The organism is Clostridium sp. CX1 (genome assembly GCF_025398335.1).
GTDB lineage: Bacteria > Bacillota > Clostridia > Clostridiales > Clostridiaceae > Clostridium_AM > Clostridium_AM tanneri.
In genome coordinates this window covers 82,706-99,755 of sequence record NZ_JAODOO010000014.1, presented here as the reverse complement: position 1 = coordinate 99,755, position 17,050 = coordinate 82,706, and the positions used below count along the sequence as shown (strand labels likewise).

14 protein-coding genes are annotated in these 17,050 nt (G+C 34.6%); 3 read left to right on the top strand and 11 right to left on the bottom strand.

What is annotated here, in order from left to right; genetic code table 11:
• Positions 1-189: 189 nt before the first annotated feature.
• The 3 genes from N4T77_RS15150 to N4T77_RS15140 form a co-directional block, all read right to left on the bottom strand.
• Positions 190-1,035, bottom strand: coding sequence for a methyl-accepting chemotaxis protein (locus N4T77_RS15150; RefSeq protein WP_315903174.1), 846 nt, complete (start codon positions 1,033-1,035; stop codon positions 190-192).
• 287 nt (positions 1,036-1,322) lie between these two features.
• The gene (locus N4T77_RS15145) at positions 1,323-3,794 is read right to left on the bottom strand and encodes a GxGYxYP domain-containing protein (RefSeq protein WP_396125141.1); all 2,472 of its coding nucleotides are present in this window, start codon (positions 3,792-3,794) and stop codon (positions 1,323-1,325) included.
• A gap of 176 nt (positions 3,795-3,970) precedes the next feature.
• Positions 3,971-4,546 carry a hypothetical protein gene (locus tag N4T77_RS15140; protein WP_261672663.1) on the bottom strand — a complete coding sequence of 192 codons (576 nt, stop codon included), beginning with the start codon at positions 4,544-4,546 and terminating at the stop codon, positions 3,971-3,973.
• 221 nt (positions 4,547-4,767) lie between these two features.
• Between N4T77_RS15140 and N4T77_RS15135 the strand changes: the two genes are divergently transcribed.
• On the top strand, positions 4,768-5,481 hold the full coding sequence (locus tag N4T77_RS15135; RefSeq protein ID WP_261672662.1) for a YjgB family protein: 714 nt from the start codon (positions 4,768-4,770) through the stop codon (positions 5,479-5,481).
• 29 nt (positions 5,482-5,510) lie between these two features.
• Here the strand turns inward: N4T77_RS15135 and N4T77_RS15130 are convergent, their stop codons facing one another.
• From N4T77_RS15130 to ftsH, 5 genes are all read right to left on the bottom strand, one after another.
• A complete protein-coding gene (locus N4T77_RS15130; RefSeq protein ID WP_261672682.1) occupies positions 5,511-6,722 on the bottom strand; it encodes an MFS transporter in 1,212 nt (403 codons plus the stop codon).
• Positions 6,723-6,851: 129 nt separating this feature from the next.
• Positions 6,852-9,476 (bottom strand): phosphoenolpyruvate synthase, encoded by a 2,625-nt coding sequence (gene ppsA, locus N4T77_RS15125; protein ID WP_261672661.1) that lies wholly within the window; start codon positions 9,474-9,476, stop codon positions 6,852-6,854.
• 2 nt (positions 9,477-9,478) lie between these two features.
• Positions 9,479-10,087: a TetR/AcrR family transcriptional regulator gene (locus tag N4T77_RS15120; RefSeq protein WP_261672660.1), complete on the bottom strand. Its 609-nt coding sequence runs from the start codon at positions 10,085-10,087 to the stop codon at positions 9,479-9,481.
• A 378-nt stretch (positions 10,088-10,465) separates the two neighbouring features.
• Complete coding sequence (locus tag N4T77_RS15115) at positions 10,466-11,155, bottom strand: LysM domain-containing protein (protein ID WP_261672659.1); 690 nt, start codon at positions 11,153-11,155, stop codon at positions 10,466-10,468.
• Between the two features lie 148 nt (positions 11,156-11,303).
• Positions 11,304-13,127 carry an ATP-dependent zinc metalloprotease FtsH gene (gene ftsH / locus N4T77_RS15110; RefSeq protein ID WP_261672658.1) on the bottom strand — a complete coding sequence of 608 codons (1,824 nt, stop codon included), beginning with the start codon at positions 13,125-13,127 and terminating at the stop codon, positions 11,304-11,306.
• 201 nt (positions 13,128-13,328) lie between these two features.
• Here ftsH and N4T77_RS15105 point away from each other — a divergent pair, with 201 nt between their 5' ends.
• Both N4T77_RS15105 and N4T77_RS15100 read left to right on the top strand, forming a co-directional pair.
• Complete coding sequence (locus tag N4T77_RS15105) at positions 13,329-13,868, top strand: TetR/AcrR family transcriptional regulator (protein ID WP_261672657.1); 540 nt, start codon at positions 13,329-13,331, stop codon at positions 13,866-13,868.
• A 72-nt stretch (positions 13,869-13,940) separates the two neighbouring features.
• On the top strand, positions 13,941-14,120 hold the full coding sequence (locus N4T77_RS15100) for an H-type small acid-soluble spore protein (RefSeq protein ID WP_261672656.1): 180 nt from the start codon (positions 13,941-13,943) through the stop codon (positions 14,118-14,120).
• A 153-nt stretch (positions 14,121-14,273) separates the two neighbouring features.
• Here N4T77_RS15100 and N4T77_RS15095 read toward each other — a convergent pair whose 3' ends face one another.
• The 3 genes from N4T77_RS15095 to N4T77_RS15085 form a co-directional block, all read right to left on the bottom strand.
• The gene (locus tag N4T77_RS15095) at positions 14,274-15,275 is read right to left on the bottom strand and encodes a biotin-dependent carboxyltransferase family protein (RefSeq protein ID WP_315903173.1); all 1,002 of its coding nucleotides are present in this window, start codon (positions 15,273-15,275) and stop codon (positions 14,274-14,276) included.
• The gene (pxpB, locus tag N4T77_RS15090) at positions 15,272-16,009 is read right to left on the bottom strand and encodes a 5-oxoprolinase subunit PxpB (RefSeq protein ID WP_261672655.1); all 738 of its coding nucleotides are present in this window, start codon (positions 16,007-16,009) and stop codon (positions 15,272-15,274) included. Before pxpB ends, N4T77_RS15095 begins: the two co-directional genes overlap by 4 nt.
• An 86-nt stretch (positions 16,010-16,095) precedes the next feature.
• Positions 16,096-17,049 carry a DUF979 domain-containing protein gene (locus tag N4T77_RS15085; protein WP_261672654.1) on the bottom strand — a complete coding sequence of 318 codons (954 nt, stop codon included), beginning with the start codon at positions 17,047-17,049 and terminating at the stop codon, positions 16,096-16,098.
• Position 17,050: the final 1 nt, after the last annotated feature.

The window sequence follows — 17,050 nt, the reverse complement described above, 5'->3', positions numbered from 1 at the left end:
GTATTTCATGAAAATTAGGCCCTCCCATAATTAGAAAATTTCTAAGTGCGACAGCATTCTTTGTTTTTAGGTATGAAAAAAGGAGATGTCTCAAAATACATATATGTGCATTTTAAGACATCTCCAAAAATTTTTATTTACTATTATTACTTTTTTAACTTTCAATTTAACACTGACTGAATATATATTCTACAGTGTATTTGCTATATTATTTAAGTCTTCAGCTGACTTTGTCAGACTAGACATTGAAGCTGTTATTTCTTCTGTTGAAGCTGCCTGCTGGCTGGATAATTCAGTTATGTCATTTATCTTATCAGACATTCTATCGTTTTGCTGCTTTATTGATTGCAGTATATCCGTTATTTTTGTAACAGATGATTTACTGTTAGTTGCCATCTTTCTTATTTCTTCAGCTACAACAGAAAAACCACGACCATGCTCCCCTGCACGAGCCGCCTCAATAGCAGCATTTAAACCTAATAAATTTGATTGGGATGCTACTTCTTCTATGAACTGTAAAATATTATTAGTCTTTCCTATTTGTTCTGTCACATCGTCACTATATCCTCTTAGGTCTTCTATAGATTTTGACAATTCATTTGCTGAGTTAGCTATTTCCTCTGATGTTGCTACTATTTCTTCTGATGTAGATACTAAATTATCACTAATATTATGCAATACATTTACATTTTCAACTACAAGACATATTATGCATAATCCTATCACCTTTTCCCCATCTTTTATAGGTGATATATAATTTCTAAATGACATGCCCATTATGCTTTTGTCTATTGTCTCTGATATAACATTTCCTTTCAGTGCCTTTTCAAAACTTTGAGCTATATACGGCGGCATAACTTCTCTCATAGCTTTGCCTTTTACTTGTTGATTAGCAGAGTTTTTGCCTTGGTATTCGTAAATACAAACTGTTTCTTCATCTGTTATACAGAACACTAGATTGTCTCTAGGCAACATTGCTATAAACACAGGTGCAATTTCATCACAGTACCTTCTTAATATTTCATTTTCAATCATGATAGGCCCCCCCTAAGTCTTATAAACTTTTTATTTTTGCAACATATATTTGTTTTAGTATATCCATTACCCCGCAAATTGTTAATACTTTAAAAATAAATGACAATATTGTTGTTGCCTTTAACATTTTCTCCATATATGATTATAAATTAACGAACAACATTTGCCAATAAATAACACCAATTTTGGTATAACATAATTAAAAAATTTTAAGCCAATACTTAGTGTTATTAAGCATTGGCTTAAAATTTTTTAAAGTTATGGAATTGATACTCCTTTCAGAAATCCTAGTGCTTAACATTCTCTTTTATCAATTTCATAAATATTTCAGGAGTAACTACTCTTACTGTAGGATTTTGTTCTAACTTTTTTACCACTTCTTCTACATTACTAACACCTTTGCTCCAAACATGAACATAAACAAAGCTATAAGCCTCCGGACTAGTAACATCAATTTGTCCTAAATTAACCCTATCATTAATTTTTCTTACTAATTCATCTTCATTTTGAATACCACTCCAAAGCAAATCCCTACAGGAAACTAAAGGCTTATTATTAGACCATAAAATTTTTCCATGATAGTTATCGTGCCTGTGGTAATCCAGATAAAATAATCCTTGGATATTTGATTTTTCAGTAAACTTATCCCAAAGGTCAATTTTATTAAAAGCTGAATCGTCTATAATTGCTACATACTTTTCCTGCAATTTTTCCATATAATCATTTAATGTATTAATATAACTGTTTAATTTATTACTGTTAAATTTACTTGGATACATATATCCATTTCCAGAAGGTGAAACAATAAAGTTATTGTTAGTCTTTTTAGTATTTATGGCTTTATAGTATAGGTTGAAAACAGTAGGAGACAGGTAATATAAAGAAGGACTCATAGACCATCCTAAATTGAGCTTATCTTTATTAGGAAAGCCAAACCATTTAGAAGAACCATAGTTAATTCCAAGATTCCACTGCTGATTATCTCCATCAGACATGATGAAAGTTACATAATGAACATTATCTTCTTTAGGAATTGTTAATGAAGTTTTTTTAGTGACAGGTAATGAGGGAAAAGCACTTAATGTAGTTAAGTTATATGACCAATCTGCAGCAACTACACTTACACCATGTTTCGATGCTGTGCTTACATTAGTAAATTCATCGGGACCCCAACCTAAACATATAGCATTATCCTTCATAGAAGAAAATATCCTATCTCTTAGAGCTGTATCTTTTATACTATCCTCATAAAATACCAAGGACTTTGTCATTACAGCATAATCTCTTAATGGACTAGCTTTATCAGGAGAAAGCTGAATTACCAGTGAATGATTTAATCCTTTGTTCCATAGGTTATCATAAGCCCAACTCTCACCTGTATTTCTACAATCTCCAATAATTTTTGTAATGCCCTTTTGCCTTACTTTAGATTCTATAGATTCATCAATAGCTATAGCTTTATTTAACGAAGCAAGAGAACAGGCATTATTTATTGAGGGATCCTTTTGTGCTTTTTTACTATAAAGCACATATCCATCTATGTAATCTTTATATATGGTTAGTAATTCCCAGGGATCTGAAAGGATTTTATAAGAAACCTTATAATTATCTTTTAAGTCCTGAAGCCATATCTTATAATCAGGCTGGGAAGAATTAAGTGTATATATTTGAGAAGAACAATGGTTATTAACTACCCCTTGAAGGGTAGTTACCATTGTTCTTTCACTAGGTGTCATTGAATCTTGAGAAACAACATACAAAGACGTAGGAGTTATTGAATTTTTTATATAGCTAGAAGTATTTTCTAAGGTAGGACTAGCAGAAAAAGCCGCTGTGCTGCTAGTACTGGAAGACTTTTTCCACTGGCTCCATTTTACATTAAAGGAATCTCCATTTTTTTGGCAGTACTCATAAAACTTTTGTAAAAAATTCATTCTTTCATCACTATAAAAAGATTCTTCAGTGCTTTCTTTATAGTTTGCCAATGCTATTTGTCTTTTTATAATATTATCCGCATTAACTTCTTTATAGTTTCTAGTCATATCATACATAATCATAAAAGTACTAGTTCTTCCTATGCCCTGCTTACAATGGAAGTGTAACCAAGAATCTTTAGGTAGAGTTTTTACAGATTCAATGAAATAATCAACCATGTCATCTGTAGGTATTCCACCATCTCTAACGGTTATTCTATTATAGGATAGAGAATTGGATGTAACAAGCTGTTTTTCATCTTGAACCTTTGTTGGAGTTATTGTTACCTTTGGATGATTATAAAAACTAATAGGCTCATTTAATTTAATACTTTTTAGTTTATTAGCTTCATCTGATAGAACCTGTTCCTTTGTTAAACCTACGTTAGCATTGTTTCTCGCATCAGCCCAGCTAACTGCATATCCATTGATAAATCCATGGGACTCCTGCCTTAAATCCATTACAGTTATAGGCATTGAAGTTCCAATGGCCTTAACTAAAAGAGGAAGATTGTTTCCTGAAAATTGTTGACTTCCAGAAATATTCAACTTATCTAATCCTTTTAAGTTTAGATCCTTCTTACTTTCTAAGACTTTTAGGTCTGTAGTCTTTCGAAAGTTTTTTGGTAGTATGTCGTTGTAATTTATTGCATCTAGCACAAGATTTACAGTATTACCGCTAGAATCTTCAGCTAGAACACCTTTATTTAATAATAGCAAAGATGAAATAAAGGTTAACAACAGTGTGAATAAAATAGACCTGACTACTTTCGGTTTTTTGTGCAATTTAACCCCTTCTTCCGTATAGAGTGAAATTTAAATTTTCTAGAATTATTATAAGTTATCAAAATCATTTCTATACGGAATATCTTTAAGGTTTTATTTTGCTCTTTTATAGGAATTTGGTCTGTGATAAGTGTATAAGCAGCATTAAGATAGTTTTTCACTTAGCATATCTTAATTTAGCAAAGAACAATAATTTTATATGGAGTAGTTTGAGCAGGTATGCTCTTGGTTGTAGGTCCATAGACAACAATTAGATTTCTATTTCCAGGGTATCTGTTAAAGGGCTGGTCATTTGTGAGAATTATCTCAGTAGATGGCGCTATATTTAGTTTCAAGTTTCCATCGCTGCTTATAAGTTGATTATCAAAATAGTCTACCGCAACTTTTTCATATTCTGTGTCTTTTGCTATAACAATTGCAGGATATTGAGGAGGATAAATAAGAATGGCAGGTGCATTTGCATCATAAAATCCAGTTACCTCGTCTCCTACATCAACCACTTTATGATCTACAAAGTAAGTTTCCGTGGATATCACAAAATTTACAGGACCCACATCCTTACTTTCTAGCGACATTAATTTATAGCAACCTGCTGATGCACCATCTTGACCTAAGTTAAAATCCTCAATTCTCGTAACGGTACCACTAACAGCTGCAAACTTTTGTGCATTAACTCTCCACTGTGCATTAAAGAAAGGGTAAGCAGCTTGATTCCTGTAGTAAGGACAAGAGAAAAATTGCTTATTATACATGTAATACTCCTTTATATTGCTGTGATTATAAATCTCATCATATTAGTATATGAGACATTCCCATAAGTGCTACTTCCTTCTAAGTGAATAAGCAAAGATCAAATTTTGAAAACAAAAAAATATTTCTGTGAAACAAAAGCGCTTATACTTTCGTCTAATTAAGTGATACTATTAATGTTGCTGGTTATCTTTAACATTAAGTTCACAAGGAGGGCTATATTATGTTTTTATGGAAAAAAGGTTTTTCTATAAAATTGATAATTGCATCTATTGTATTTATTACTCTAATGACAGGATGTTCTAAGTTTACTAAACAAACAGAAAATGCCACAGGAAACACTCCTAATAATAACGGTACGGATATTAATCAGTCACCCGATATTAGCGACTCTGCTTCAGATACTAATACCTCATCCCCTAATTCCAATAATGCTTCTAAAGAATCCCCTACTAAAGATGATTCTTCAAAAACTATTTTATTAAATATTATGGAATTAGCTAAGGAAGGAAAAGTTGTTAACTGCCAGTTTCCGGCTAAGACTACTGTTATTGATGATATAGAGAAAAAGTGGGGAAAACCTGACAAATCAGATTGGGTTTCTGCTGCTAAAGGAACTTATGCCACATATACAAAGCATAATTTAGCTTTTGGGTTTAATAAAGGCTCTCAAATATTCGAAATTAGGTCCTTTGATGATAAAATAAAGAAAGTATCCCTTTCTAAAGTAAAAGAAGTCTTCGGTAAGCCTTCCTATGATGTTAAAGTAAAGGGTGAAGAAATAATTGGTTATGTAGTAAATAATAATTTTAAAATACTGCTTGTATTTCCAGAGCCTACAAGCAAAAAACCAAACCCTTTATTGAGCCATTATTCTGTGTTATATCCAAAAGGAACTGTTAACCTTATGGCAGATGATCCTGGAAGAGAATGGTGATTTAATTTTCAGCAGGAAAAGCAGCCTATTTAAAGTTCATGCTTCTTCAATACTGGAATCATAAATGCAACCAAAACTAACATAATGAGCAAGGTGGCTGTTATTACGGTCCAATGTACAGGCACCCTGTTAAGAATGATTCCATATACTAGCGCACCTAAAGGCATTCCACCTTTTGTAATCATTCCAACAATAGAAAACATTCGAGACATGTATTCGTTGGGAGTTGCTTTTTGTATAAAGGTCTGTACAGGAACATTTATGAACATAATAGCAACGCTTAACAGTCCAAGAACCCCAGACAGTAAGCTAAAGTACAAAATACTGCCTCTCCCTAATACAAATAAGCTATGTGGAAACAATAGAAATGAAAAAGCCAATATTGAAAACATTAGCAAACTGCTGCCACTTACAAGTGATTTGGCTATCTCTTTCTCTTTACTAAATAGCAGGTTTATCAGAACGCTACCTAGCAGTGCTCCTAGTATAATTATCATCTGCAGATAACCGTATTGTGTGTCTGAGTATTCCAACTGGGTTCTAAAAAACAGAGGTAATATAACTGAAAATATTGGCTGGATAACGGCATATATTATTAGGAAAAAAATACACAGTTTAAGGATTACTGGGTTAGCCATAATAAATTTAATGCCATCAGAGAAATCCGCTATAAATCCTGGCATATTAGTGTCTGACTTTCGTTTTGTGTGCTTATACCTAATCAACAGCGAGCTGCCTGCCGACATCAAAAATGATACTCCATTGATAAAGAATACCACTGTAATTCCCACTTTTGCATACAATGTGGCTCCAATTACTGGACCTAATATGCTACCTAAGATCCTAAGCGTTGCAAGATTAGAATTTGCTTTTGTAAGTTCTTCCTCCTCCACCAATTGAGGCAGCATTCCTTTAGTAGCTGGATCAAATAGGCCATACAAAAGAGATACTACAACCTGCATCCATAGCAGCAAAGTCAGGCTCATCCTGCCCCAATATGCACCAAGGGCCAAACTCATTATTGCCGCTGCACTGACTAAGTCAGTTGCTACTGTGATGATTTTTCTATTAAGCCTGTCTGCAAGTACTCCAGCAAAGGGGTAGATTAGGAGAGCTGGCACTAAACATAGGAAAGAGAACAACCCCATAGTAGCTGAGGATCCTCCCGAATCGATAATATACAAGGGCATAATCACCATTTGAATTCCAGTTCCCGTATCGGATATCATCCTTCCAAACATAAGCAATATGAAATTCATATTCAAAGCTTTCTTATCCCTTTTCATAGCCTACCGCCTCCAGTCTTTTTAACATTATAGAGCGACTCGGCTCAGTCGCTCTTTCATAATTGCATATTTTCAACTTGTCCATTATAGGATTTCTACATATCCTTCTTTTCCATTAATCCTTATCCTCTGTCCACCTTTAATTAATTTTGTAGCATTCTCAACACTTACCACTGCAGGCAGACCGTATTCTCTTGCAACAACGGCCCCATGGGTCATCATACCACCTACTTCAGTAACCAAGCCTTTAATTGATACAAAGAGTGGAGTCCAACTAGGGTCAGTAAAGGTTGTAACCAAAATATCCCCTTCCTCTATATTGGCATCTTCCATTTTCAAAACAACCCTTGCTCGTCCTTCAACAACACCTGATGAAACTGGTACTCCTGCTAAAGCACCCTCAGGTATATTATCAGTATTATACTCACCAGGTATAATCTCTCCCTCGGAGGTTATTACACGAGGAGGTGTAAGCTTTTCGAAAACTTCATAGTCCTCTTTTCTTTTAGTTATGATATTGTAATCTAATATATTTGTCTTAACAACATCCCTAAGTTCATCAAAAGTTAGATAGTAAACATCCTCTCTATTAGGTATTATTCCTTTCTTAACCAAAACATCAGCTTCTCTCATAAATGCCTGTTTTATGATCCATTCAAACCATATGAGAATGTACTTGTTGAATTCACGATAACCAGCATAATTACGTAAAACACTGATTGCTTTCTTTGCCTTCCTGGCTTTTCTTTTTCCACCAGACAATTTTTCTAGACCACCTAAGATTTCCTTCTCCTTTTGCTTTGCGTCTTTAAGTCCCTGTTCAAATTTTACGCTGTGTGCATTTGGCCCAAAGGCTTTAATATTACTTAGGATAGCTGGAATAAGTATTGTTGGTCTTTCATTCCATCTCGTCCTAGTTATATCAATTTCCGCAGAACAGCGCATACCATATTTCTTAAGAAATGCTTTAATTGAATCAGTAACAGCTAATCCACCTTCTATCTTTGCCAAATCTTCAAAAAAAGTCTCTTCCTTTGGCTGCTGAAAATATTCAATCACTGCTGGATACTGCCTTACCACATCAGCAACATCCAAAAGCTCAAGGCCCATCTCAGATGTGACATTATTAGATACAGACTGAGCAAGGGTGTCTGCTACATTCTTTTCACCTAGCCATTTCTCAATATTTTTATTTAACCAGTAAGAGGCGTAGGTTCCCGCAAAAACTACTCCATAGCTATGAAAAATAGTATTCTTTATTTGCTTTAAACTTTTATTAATGAACTCAAACAATTCGTCTCCAGAAAACTTGATAATACTTTGCTCTAGTTCAAGCAACAAAGTCTTATTAGTACTCATTAGGTCTTCAACTATAGCGGGGTCGTTTGCTCTATAGTCCTTTATGGTAAGATTTATCCACTTTAACCACATTGATTTATCACCCATGGCTGTTTTTCCTTTGTGCAGTGTTTTAATAAAATCTTTTCGTTTTGTAAGATTAATTAAGGCATTCTTCATTAGAACATCTACCGTATCAAGACCTTTTATAAAAGTTATTCTTCCAAGGGGCGAGGAAATCTCACTAGATGCATCTATATACAACCTTCCACCCATCTCACTCATGGTAGAGCTTACCATCTCTTTGAATAAAGTCTGGAAGAAGGACATTCCTAATGGTTTCATAGCCTCAGTCATCATCTGTCTGTGTCCAAAGGATATATACACATGATTCTTTCCATCTTTAGCTTCTGGTGGTATAGGATAAAGTGTAGTGATAGGCCTGCTCTGAACAATATAAAAGTTATCTTCATAGAGGCACCATTCTATGTCTTGTGGACAACCAAAGTAGGCCTCAATCCTTCTGCCCATGCCAGCTAACTGTATAATTTTCTCATCCAAAAGGGTCTGTGTATTCTGTTTTCCAGCCTCAATCTCCCTTTCTTCTGTGCCGCCCTTCTCCAGTGCATAGATGGCTAGTTTTTTAGTTGATATCTTTTTGTCTAGTATCCTGCCTTCTCTGACTTTATAGATGTCCGGGTTAACTAAACCAGATACAAGAGCCTCACCAAGACCAAAACTGGCATCAATGGATGTAACCTTTCTGTTTGAAGTAATAGGATCAGCAGTAAACATTATTCCTGAAGCCTCTGGGAAAACCATCTTTTGTATCACCACAGATAAATAGACCTTACGATGGTCAAAGTTGTTCTGTATGCGATAAATCACTGCTCTGTCTGTGTACAGTGACGCCCAGCATTTTCTGATATGCTTGAGTATCTCATCCTTTCCCATAATATTTAGATAGGTATCCTGCTGTCCTGCAAAGGAAGCCAGTGGCAAATCCTCTGCTGTAGCACTTGAACGTACGGCATAAGCATTTTTTTCACCAAGCTTTGAAAGATATTTGGATACTTCTTCTACAATATCCTTTGAAATGGATATTTCTTCAATGTTTTCACGAATTTTTTTACTAAGTTCACCGACTTTTTTCCTATCATCCACCTTTAAGAGAGATAATTTATCAACTAATGTATTAAATTCTTCATTGTTCTCAACAATTCTTTTATATGCTTCAGTAGTTATGCAAAAGCCCTCTGGAACAGATATCCCCTCAATTTTAGATAGTTCCCCAAGGTTAGCACCTTTACCACCAACTACTGGAAGCTTTGATTTATCAATCTGTTGAAAGCCTAACACATATGAACTCATAATTATTCCTCCCTATAGAAATTGTTTCTAAGTAAGTCCATGCATTCCTCAAATTCCTTGAAAAAGGCCTCATAGTCAACTTCTGTTTCCTTTGACATTTGATTCATATACCCATCAGTAAGCCAAAGAAGCATTTTCATAACCAGCTTTGGATCAATACCTTCCTTAAATTTTGAGTAGTCCATTCCGTCAAAAGCAATTTTATTTCTAAAGCCTTCTCCTTTTGCTAAAAGAGTTTTTATGTCCTCTTTTACTTCCTCATCACTTTCAAAATACACACTTATTAAAAAAGACCTCATGGCAGGATGCTGCTTCATAATTGAAATTTCAATATTAGATGAAAGCCTAATTCTTTCAAAGAAATCAGTAACGGTATAATCAAACTTTTCATAAACTTCCTTCATAATAATGTCGCCGCATAGCTCAATTAAATAAAGATATAGCGCTTTCTTTGTACCAAAGTAATGAAACACCATTGCCTTTGAAATTCCCGCCTCAGCAGCAATATCGCTTACTGAGGTTTTTTTATATCCATTTGTACCAAAGGACTTAAGTGCGGCATCAATAATTGTCTTTTGTTTATCTTCAGGTAAATTAAAAAATTTTTCCATAAAACTCACCTCTTAAGTTTTGTAAACCGAATCGGTTTATGTTGATTTAATTATATTCCTATAAACCGATTCGGTCAATAGTATTTTAAATAATAATTTTAACCCTCAAAGTTGATGGAAATGAAAAGATATATTAAGAAATGGCGAAATAGTTCAAAGATATTGGATAGAGCTTTTTAGATAGTTACTTCAAAAAACATAGGATGATTGCAATAAAATTATTTTATCTTATTGCTAATCATCCTATACTAAAGATTTCCCATAGCTTTCGCTAATTCACCAAGCTTATTTATAGTTTTCCAGTTTCGTACAGCGGTTGGTACATGCAACTATGGTAAAACTATACTCTTATATAACCTTCGATATATCTACGATATTTTACTCAGGTAAAGTCACACGGTACCCGAAAGTATGCCATACTCCGAAATTATCCTTCACAGTTATACCTCTTTGACCTCCCATTGCTGCATCAGTATAATAAGGATAGTTTCTTCCAACTGTATAGTGTCCTTTATAATTCTCAGAAAAAGTTACAGGTGCAGCGTCAAACTGCAGTTCTCCATCCGTTACTTTTAATGCACGGGTCGTTCTCGTTGAGCTTCCATAATTTGATTCCTCAGCTTTCTGAACACTACTATCCTCCTTCAACATATTAATGTCTGTCTGCATAGCTGCTATAGTTTCCTTATAATTTGAAGACTCTAAAGCACAAGCTGACGGTATACATATACGCTGACCTACTCTAAGATAATTAGGATCAATACCAGGATTTGCTTCTAAAATACTATCAATTGTAACATTATATGTTTGTGCAATTTTATATAGGGTATCCCCTGGTTGAATTATTTTTGGAACATGATTTGGTGGACAGGCCGGTATGCATAGAATTTGTCCTATTCTTAGATTATATGGATTTATTCCAGGATTTGCAGCGATTATTCTTGAAACGCTAACTTCCAGTCTGTATGCAATAATATTTAAAGTATCACCGGGTTGTATGATGTAAGGATAATGATTTGCAGGACATTGCCTATAATAATTATATAGCATGTGAATTTTTCCTTTCATTATTTCTCTATATACATCCTATGTTATAAAATCAGCTCTTGTTACCATACTTTAGAAACATTGTAATAAAGCCATCACTAATTTATCCAAAGAAGAAAAAGAGGCCTCATAAGATGCATACATGTGCATTCTGTGAGGCCTCTTATATTTATCTAGGTATGGATTTTAATATATTCGTAAACTCATCACCCATTATAGTTTCTTTATGAATAAGATAAGCTGAAATCTTACAAAGTGCCTCCATGTTAGCTTTTAAAAGATTTACTGCCTTTTCATAACAACTACCTATAATATGAAGAACCTCTCTATCAACTTCTGTGGAAGTTTCAGTAGAACAAGTCTGAACCGCTCTTCCATCTAGATAAGTATTTTGAATAGATTCTAGTCCCATCATACCAAATTTGTCTGACATACCATACATAGTTACCATCTTTCTTGCAAGGTCTGTAGCTCTTTCAATATCATTTGAAGCTCCTGTAGTTATTTTGTTAAAGACAACTTCCTCCGCCGCTCTACCAGCTAAAAGAACTACTATTTGCTCCACTAGCTCATCCTTAGAGTGAAGAAACTTTTCCTTATCTGGCATCTGCATTGTATAACCTAGCGCTCCCATTGTCCTAGGAATGATGGTAATCTTGTGCACCGGTTGTGTTTCCTTTTGTAGTGCTGCTGCAAGTGCGTGTCCTACTTCATGGAAAGCAACTAAGCTTTTTTCTTCCTCTGTCATAATCCTGTCTTTCTTTTCCTTACCAGCAATAACAGTCTCCACAGCTTCGAATAGGTCATCTTGCCTAACCTCATCTCTACCCATTCTTACAGCCCTTAAAGCCGCTTCGTTTACCATATTGGCAAGGTCTGCTCCTACAGCACCTGCTGTAGCTAATGCTATTTCTCCTAAATTCACTCTACTGTCAAGCTTAACATTCTTTCCGTGAACCTTAAGTATTTCTTCTCTGCCTTTAAGGTCAGGCTTATCCACAATAACTCTTCTATCAAACCTTCCCGGTCTTAAAAGAGCTTTATCTAGTATCTCCGGTCTATTAGTTGCGGCAAGTATTACAACACCTTTTGAAGAATCAAATCCATCCATTTCCGCTAAAAGCTGATTTAAGGTTTGTTCACGTTCATCATTTCCACCAAGCTGACTATCACGACTTTTTCCTATTGCGTCGATTTCATCGATGAAGACGATACAAGGAGCATTTTTCTCCGCTTGTTGAAATAGATCTCTGACTCTAGAAGCACCAACTCCTACAAACATCTCTACAAAACCTGAACCGGATAAAGAAAAGAATGGTACATTGGCTTCTCCTGCTACTGCTTTGGCAAGCAATGTCTTACCGGTACCTGGTGGGCCCACTAATAATGCTCCTTTAGGCAGCTTTGCTCCAATCTCAGTATATTTTGATGGCTTATGAAGAAAATCTACTATTTCATTTAGTGATTCCTTTGCTTCTTCTTGTCCAGCTACATCATTAAAAGTAACACCAGTCTTTTTCTCAATATATACCTTTGCATTACTTTTTCCAAAAGACATAGCACCTCCGCCACCCATTTTTTTGCCTAAAGATTTTGTTATCAGTGTTCCTAGAAAATAGAACATAGCAAAAGGTAATATCCATGAAAGTATAAAGGTCATAATAGGTGACTGTACATCCTTAACTGGTGTTGAGAATTTTACTCCAGCAGCTTGAAGCCTGTTTACAAGCTCAGGATCATTTAAAGCTCCTGTGTAGTAAATTTTCTTATCACTAACTGAAGATTTCTCATCAATTTTTGGAGTTATTAAAAGTCTATTATTTTCAATCTTTACTGATTCTATCTTCTTATTTTGAATCATAGTAAGAAACGTACCATAGTCTATTTCTTTTGAAGCAGATCTAGAGTACCAAGTTATTGCCATATTTATCATTAACGTAATAATTAAAGTGACTACAAAAAAACTTGCTAATTGCTTTTTATTTTTAAACATACTTTCCTCCTTAAAACTCATTTATTGCTTTTATCCATATTATCCACTTTATCCCACCAACTTCCTTGACAAGGATTTTTTAGTTTGATAAGATTAACATACCGTCCAGACGGTATTAATTAATGATTATAATATAACATAAATTATAGCCTTATTAAAGACGGAAAATTGTTAATTTTTTTGAAAGGAGAAGTTAATATTATGAACAGTTCAACTAAAGAAAGAATTCTTGATGCAGCAAATAAAGTTATTGCGGAAAAAGGTTTAAATTGTTTCACCTTAGATGAAGTTGCAAAAGAAGCTGGAGTAAGTAAAGGAGGACTGCTCCATCATTATCCAAGCAAGGATAAATTAATCAAAGGACTTGTGGAGAATTATATTGACTCCTTTCAATCCAAGGTTTCTGAAAGAGAAAAAACCCTATCCGATACTTCTCCCTGTAATTGGCTGATGCCTTTTATTTATGAACAGTTCAATCAGTGCAAACTTGACATAAACATTATGTACGGTATCCTTGCTGCAGTTGCCTCAAATCAAAATCTTCTTCATCCTGTACTAGAAAAACGTAAAGAGTGGTTTGATAAGATTAATGAATGTAAAGATCCTACTATGGCACTAGTAATAAGTTTTGCCTGTGACGGCATAGCATTTTCTAATCTTTTAGGCTTAGAAGTGTTCCCAGAAGAGACAAAAGCTAAACTTATGGAAAAGCTCATTGATTTGTCAAAGGAATGTTATTAGTAATAAAGAATATTTCACTAATTTAGTGTAAAAGATATACTTGATAAAAAAACACTAAAGGAGATTGTTAATATGGATATAGAACGTGCAAATGAAATCGTTTCTTCACCAGATATGGCTAATGTAACTTATGACGGAGCACCAGTTTACATTCAAAACGTAAACCAAGGCAAAAAAATGGCTTATATATATCCTCTTAACCAGCCTGATAAACTACAAGAGGTGCCTGTAGATTCTCTAGTAGAATACTAAACAATAAATGGCAAGTCTTATTCTAATCCTTTAGCATAAGGCTTGCCATCTATTGTAATATGCTTTATCCACATCAAAACAAATTTCAAAGAATTTATTTACCTAATGAGCGCAGCAAATTTACTACTAAATTTATTGTGAAGGAGTTTTTATTCATATTCTTAAGTTAATTCCTATTTTCAAACTTGTAATATATTTTTCCCTTTCAATATATAGTTCTTCCGCTTCCCCTAGGGAGATTTCTTTAAACATAATCTTATCTCCTGGCTTAAGCTGTGCAATCCTTGAAATGTCTACAGAAGCTACCTGTCCGATCTTAGGATATCCTCCAGTAGTTTGTCTATCTGCTAAAAGTATAATTGGATTCCCATCTGGTGGCACCTGAATTGTTCCAAGAGAAACAGCTTCAGAAATCATTTCTAAAGGCTTTTCTAAATTTAAAGTTGTTCCAGACAAACGATAGCCCATTCTATCCGACTGAGCTGTAATACTAAACTCAGAATTAAAAAATTTATTTTTACTGTCTAAAGTAAATTTATCAAATTCCCTGCCCTGCATAACTCTAACAGTGATATAATCAAAATTCTTCTTTATAAGTTCCCCTTCTAAATACCAGTTGGCTGCTGCAAAAGAATTAGAGGAACTTTTTTCTATTAGCTTTTTTATAATATCAGAAGCTTCCTCTGAAGGATAGCCAAACTGTAGTAAATCATCCTTTTTAAGCATCCTTCCTTTATAACCACCGATTTCTGCCCTTTGATAAGTACTTTTGCTTCCCATAACTTCCGGAAGATTAAAACCGCCTGCCACAGCCAAATATGCACGACAACCAGATTTACAAGCCCCAAATTTCAGCACACTGTTTTCCTTCAAATAAACTGGTCTCCACATAGGAACAGGTTCTCCATTAATGGTTGGTGATAAATCCCCACCTGTAATAGAAAAAAGAGTGCCTTTCTCTATACTTAAAGAAGGACCCATTAATGTAATTTCCAGTGCCCCTTCATCCTCTTTGTTTCCTACTAGAATATTCGCCGCTCTAAGAGAATAAGAATCCATAGCCCCACTAACTATAACTCCATATTTCTGATATCCATATCTCCCTAAATCTTGAACTGTTGTAAGAAGACCTGGACTAATAACTCTTATGCTCACTGTTGCTCCCTCCTATACTGCTCATATTCACTGAAAGAAATTGGACAAAACCTTATAATATCCCCTGATTGAAGAAGGCTTGGAGGACATTCATTAGGTCTAAATAATTCTAAGGGTGTGCTTCCAATAAGCTGCCAACCGCCTGGAGTGCCTATAGGATAAACGCCTGTCTGCATACCTGCAATTCCTACAGTTCCCGGTGGTATCAAAGTACGGGGAGTCTTTCTTCTGGGCGTTGCAATTTTTTCAGACATTCCACCTAAATAAGGAAAGCCAGGAGCAAAGCCTATCATATAAACAAGGTATTCAGCACTTGAATGTATCTTGATTACCTCATCTACAGTAATTTTATTATATTCTGCCACATATTCTAAATCCGGTCCAAAGTCCCCTCCATAACAAACTGGTATCTCCACCACTCTAGCTCTAGTGTTTCCAGAATCATTAAGTTTAGATAAAATCCCCTTTAAAATACCTTCAACAATTTCATAAGAAAGCTTACCTTTTTCAGAATCTCTTTTTATCTTTCTAACTTCAATTGGATTATAAAACACTGTAATACTTGTAAAGGATAGCACATATTCTATCATTCCCGTAAAGGGATATTCATCAAGGTATTTTGCTAATGTTTTTATTTTTCTATGTATATCTGGGTGAATCTCTTTTCCAAATTCAATGAGAATTCCTGATTCACCAAGTGGAAACATCTCAGCTCCTAATTCATTTTTCATCATCTTGTCACCTCTATGCATTAGTGGTAACAGGCACATGAACATGACTTTTCTGCTGTTAACCACTATGAAAATCTTTAGTAGAATTCTTAATAAACAAGAAAGTACATTAAAAATATATTTACTGTTAATAACAATAAAGCCGTTGGTACTTGTGCTTTAATAACACCATTTTTATCTGGTAGATCTAGTAATGCTGCCGGTACAATATTATAATTAGCGGCCATAGGTGTCATCAGTGTTCCACAATAACCAGAGAACATTCCAATTGCAGCAAGGACAGCTGGATTACCTCCATGCATATGTACCACTAAAGGTAGACCTATACCTCCTGTAATAACAGGAAATGCTGCAAAGGCGTTTCCCATAACCATTGTAAATAAAGCCATACCCACTGCATAAGCCACCACAACTAAAAATTTGTTATCCACTGGAATAGCACCACTAACTAGCTTCGTAACAGCTGTACCAACTCCAGCTACTGTAAAAAGTCCACCTAATGCAGCTAACATTTGGGGAAGAATAGCAGCCCAACCTATAGTATCTATTAATCTTCTACTCTCTTTAATAGCCTGCATTCCCTTTTCCTTTGTTAATATTAAAGCTACAAATAAAGCAGCTAAGCAAGCCAAGCCTAAACTAACAATAGTAACGTTACTATTATCTAATAAAAATAATCCACCTATTTTTATATTTTTCACCCACAAAGTTCCTACTATTGTAACAATAGGAATTAAAAGTGCAGGTAAAAATAATGAATTTCCAAGTTTTCTAGCAGATTCTTTTCGCTGTTTTTCAGTTGACTCTTTAAAAGAACCTATTCCAACGCCGTTAGCTCCTGCAATAACAGCTATTAATATTACAATAACTCCCATGTACATTGGTGGAATAACCTTTCCAAATAGGAAAGTCAATGAATAGAGCCCCCAAAATGTAGCAGAACTAATTCGTTTAGGATTCTTTTTATCCTTTAGTGTTAAAACAGTAATTAAAGCTAGGAAAATTCCCGCTATGTAATAAATATACTCAAGACTTATAATCATG

Coding starts and splice junctions, on each gene's coding strand:
- ppsA (WP_261672661.1), bottom strand. CDS start 9,476: ATGAGTTCATATGTGTTAGGCTTTCAACAGATTGATAAATCAAAGCTT.
- N4T77_RS15100 (WP_261672656.1), top strand. CDS start 13,941: ATGGATATAGAACGTGCAAATGAAATCGTTTCTTCACCAGATATGGCT.
- N4T77_RS15140 (WP_261672663.1), bottom strand. CDS start 4,546: ATGTATAATAAGCAATTTTTCTCTTGTCCTTACTACAGGAATCAAGCT.
- ftsH (WP_261672658.1), bottom strand. CDS start 13,127: ATGTTTAAAAATAAAAAGCAATTAGCAAGTTTTTTTGTAGTCACTTTA.
- N4T77_RS15130 (WP_261672682.1), bottom strand. CDS start 6,722: ATGTTTGGAAGGATGATATCCGATACGGGAACTGGAATTCAAATGGTG.
- N4T77_RS15150 (WP_315903174.1), bottom strand. CDS start 1,035: ATGATTGAAAATGAAATATTAAGAAGGTACTGTGATGAAATTGCACCT.
- N4T77_RS15115 (WP_261672659.1), bottom strand. CDS start 11,155: ATGAAAGGAAAAATTCACATGCTATATAATTATTATAGGCAATGTCCT.
- pxpB (WP_261672655.1), bottom strand. CDS start 16,009: ATGATGAAAAATGAATTAGGAGCTGAGATGTTTCCACTTGGTGAATCA.
- N4T77_RS15105 (WP_261672657.1), top strand. CDS start 13,329: ATGAACAGTTCAACTAAAGAAAGAATTCTTGATGCAGCAAATAAAGTT.
- N4T77_RS15120 (WP_261672660.1), bottom strand. CDS start 10,087: ATGGAAAAATTTTTTAATTTACCTGAAGATAAACAAAAGACAATTATT.
- N4T77_RS15085 (WP_261672654.1), bottom strand. CDS start 17,049: ATGATTATAAGTCTTGAGTATATTTATTACATAGCGGGAATTTTCCTA.
- N4T77_RS15135 (WP_261672662.1), top strand. CDS start 4,768: ATGTTTTTATGGAAAAAAGGTTTTTCTATAAAATTGATAATTGCATCT.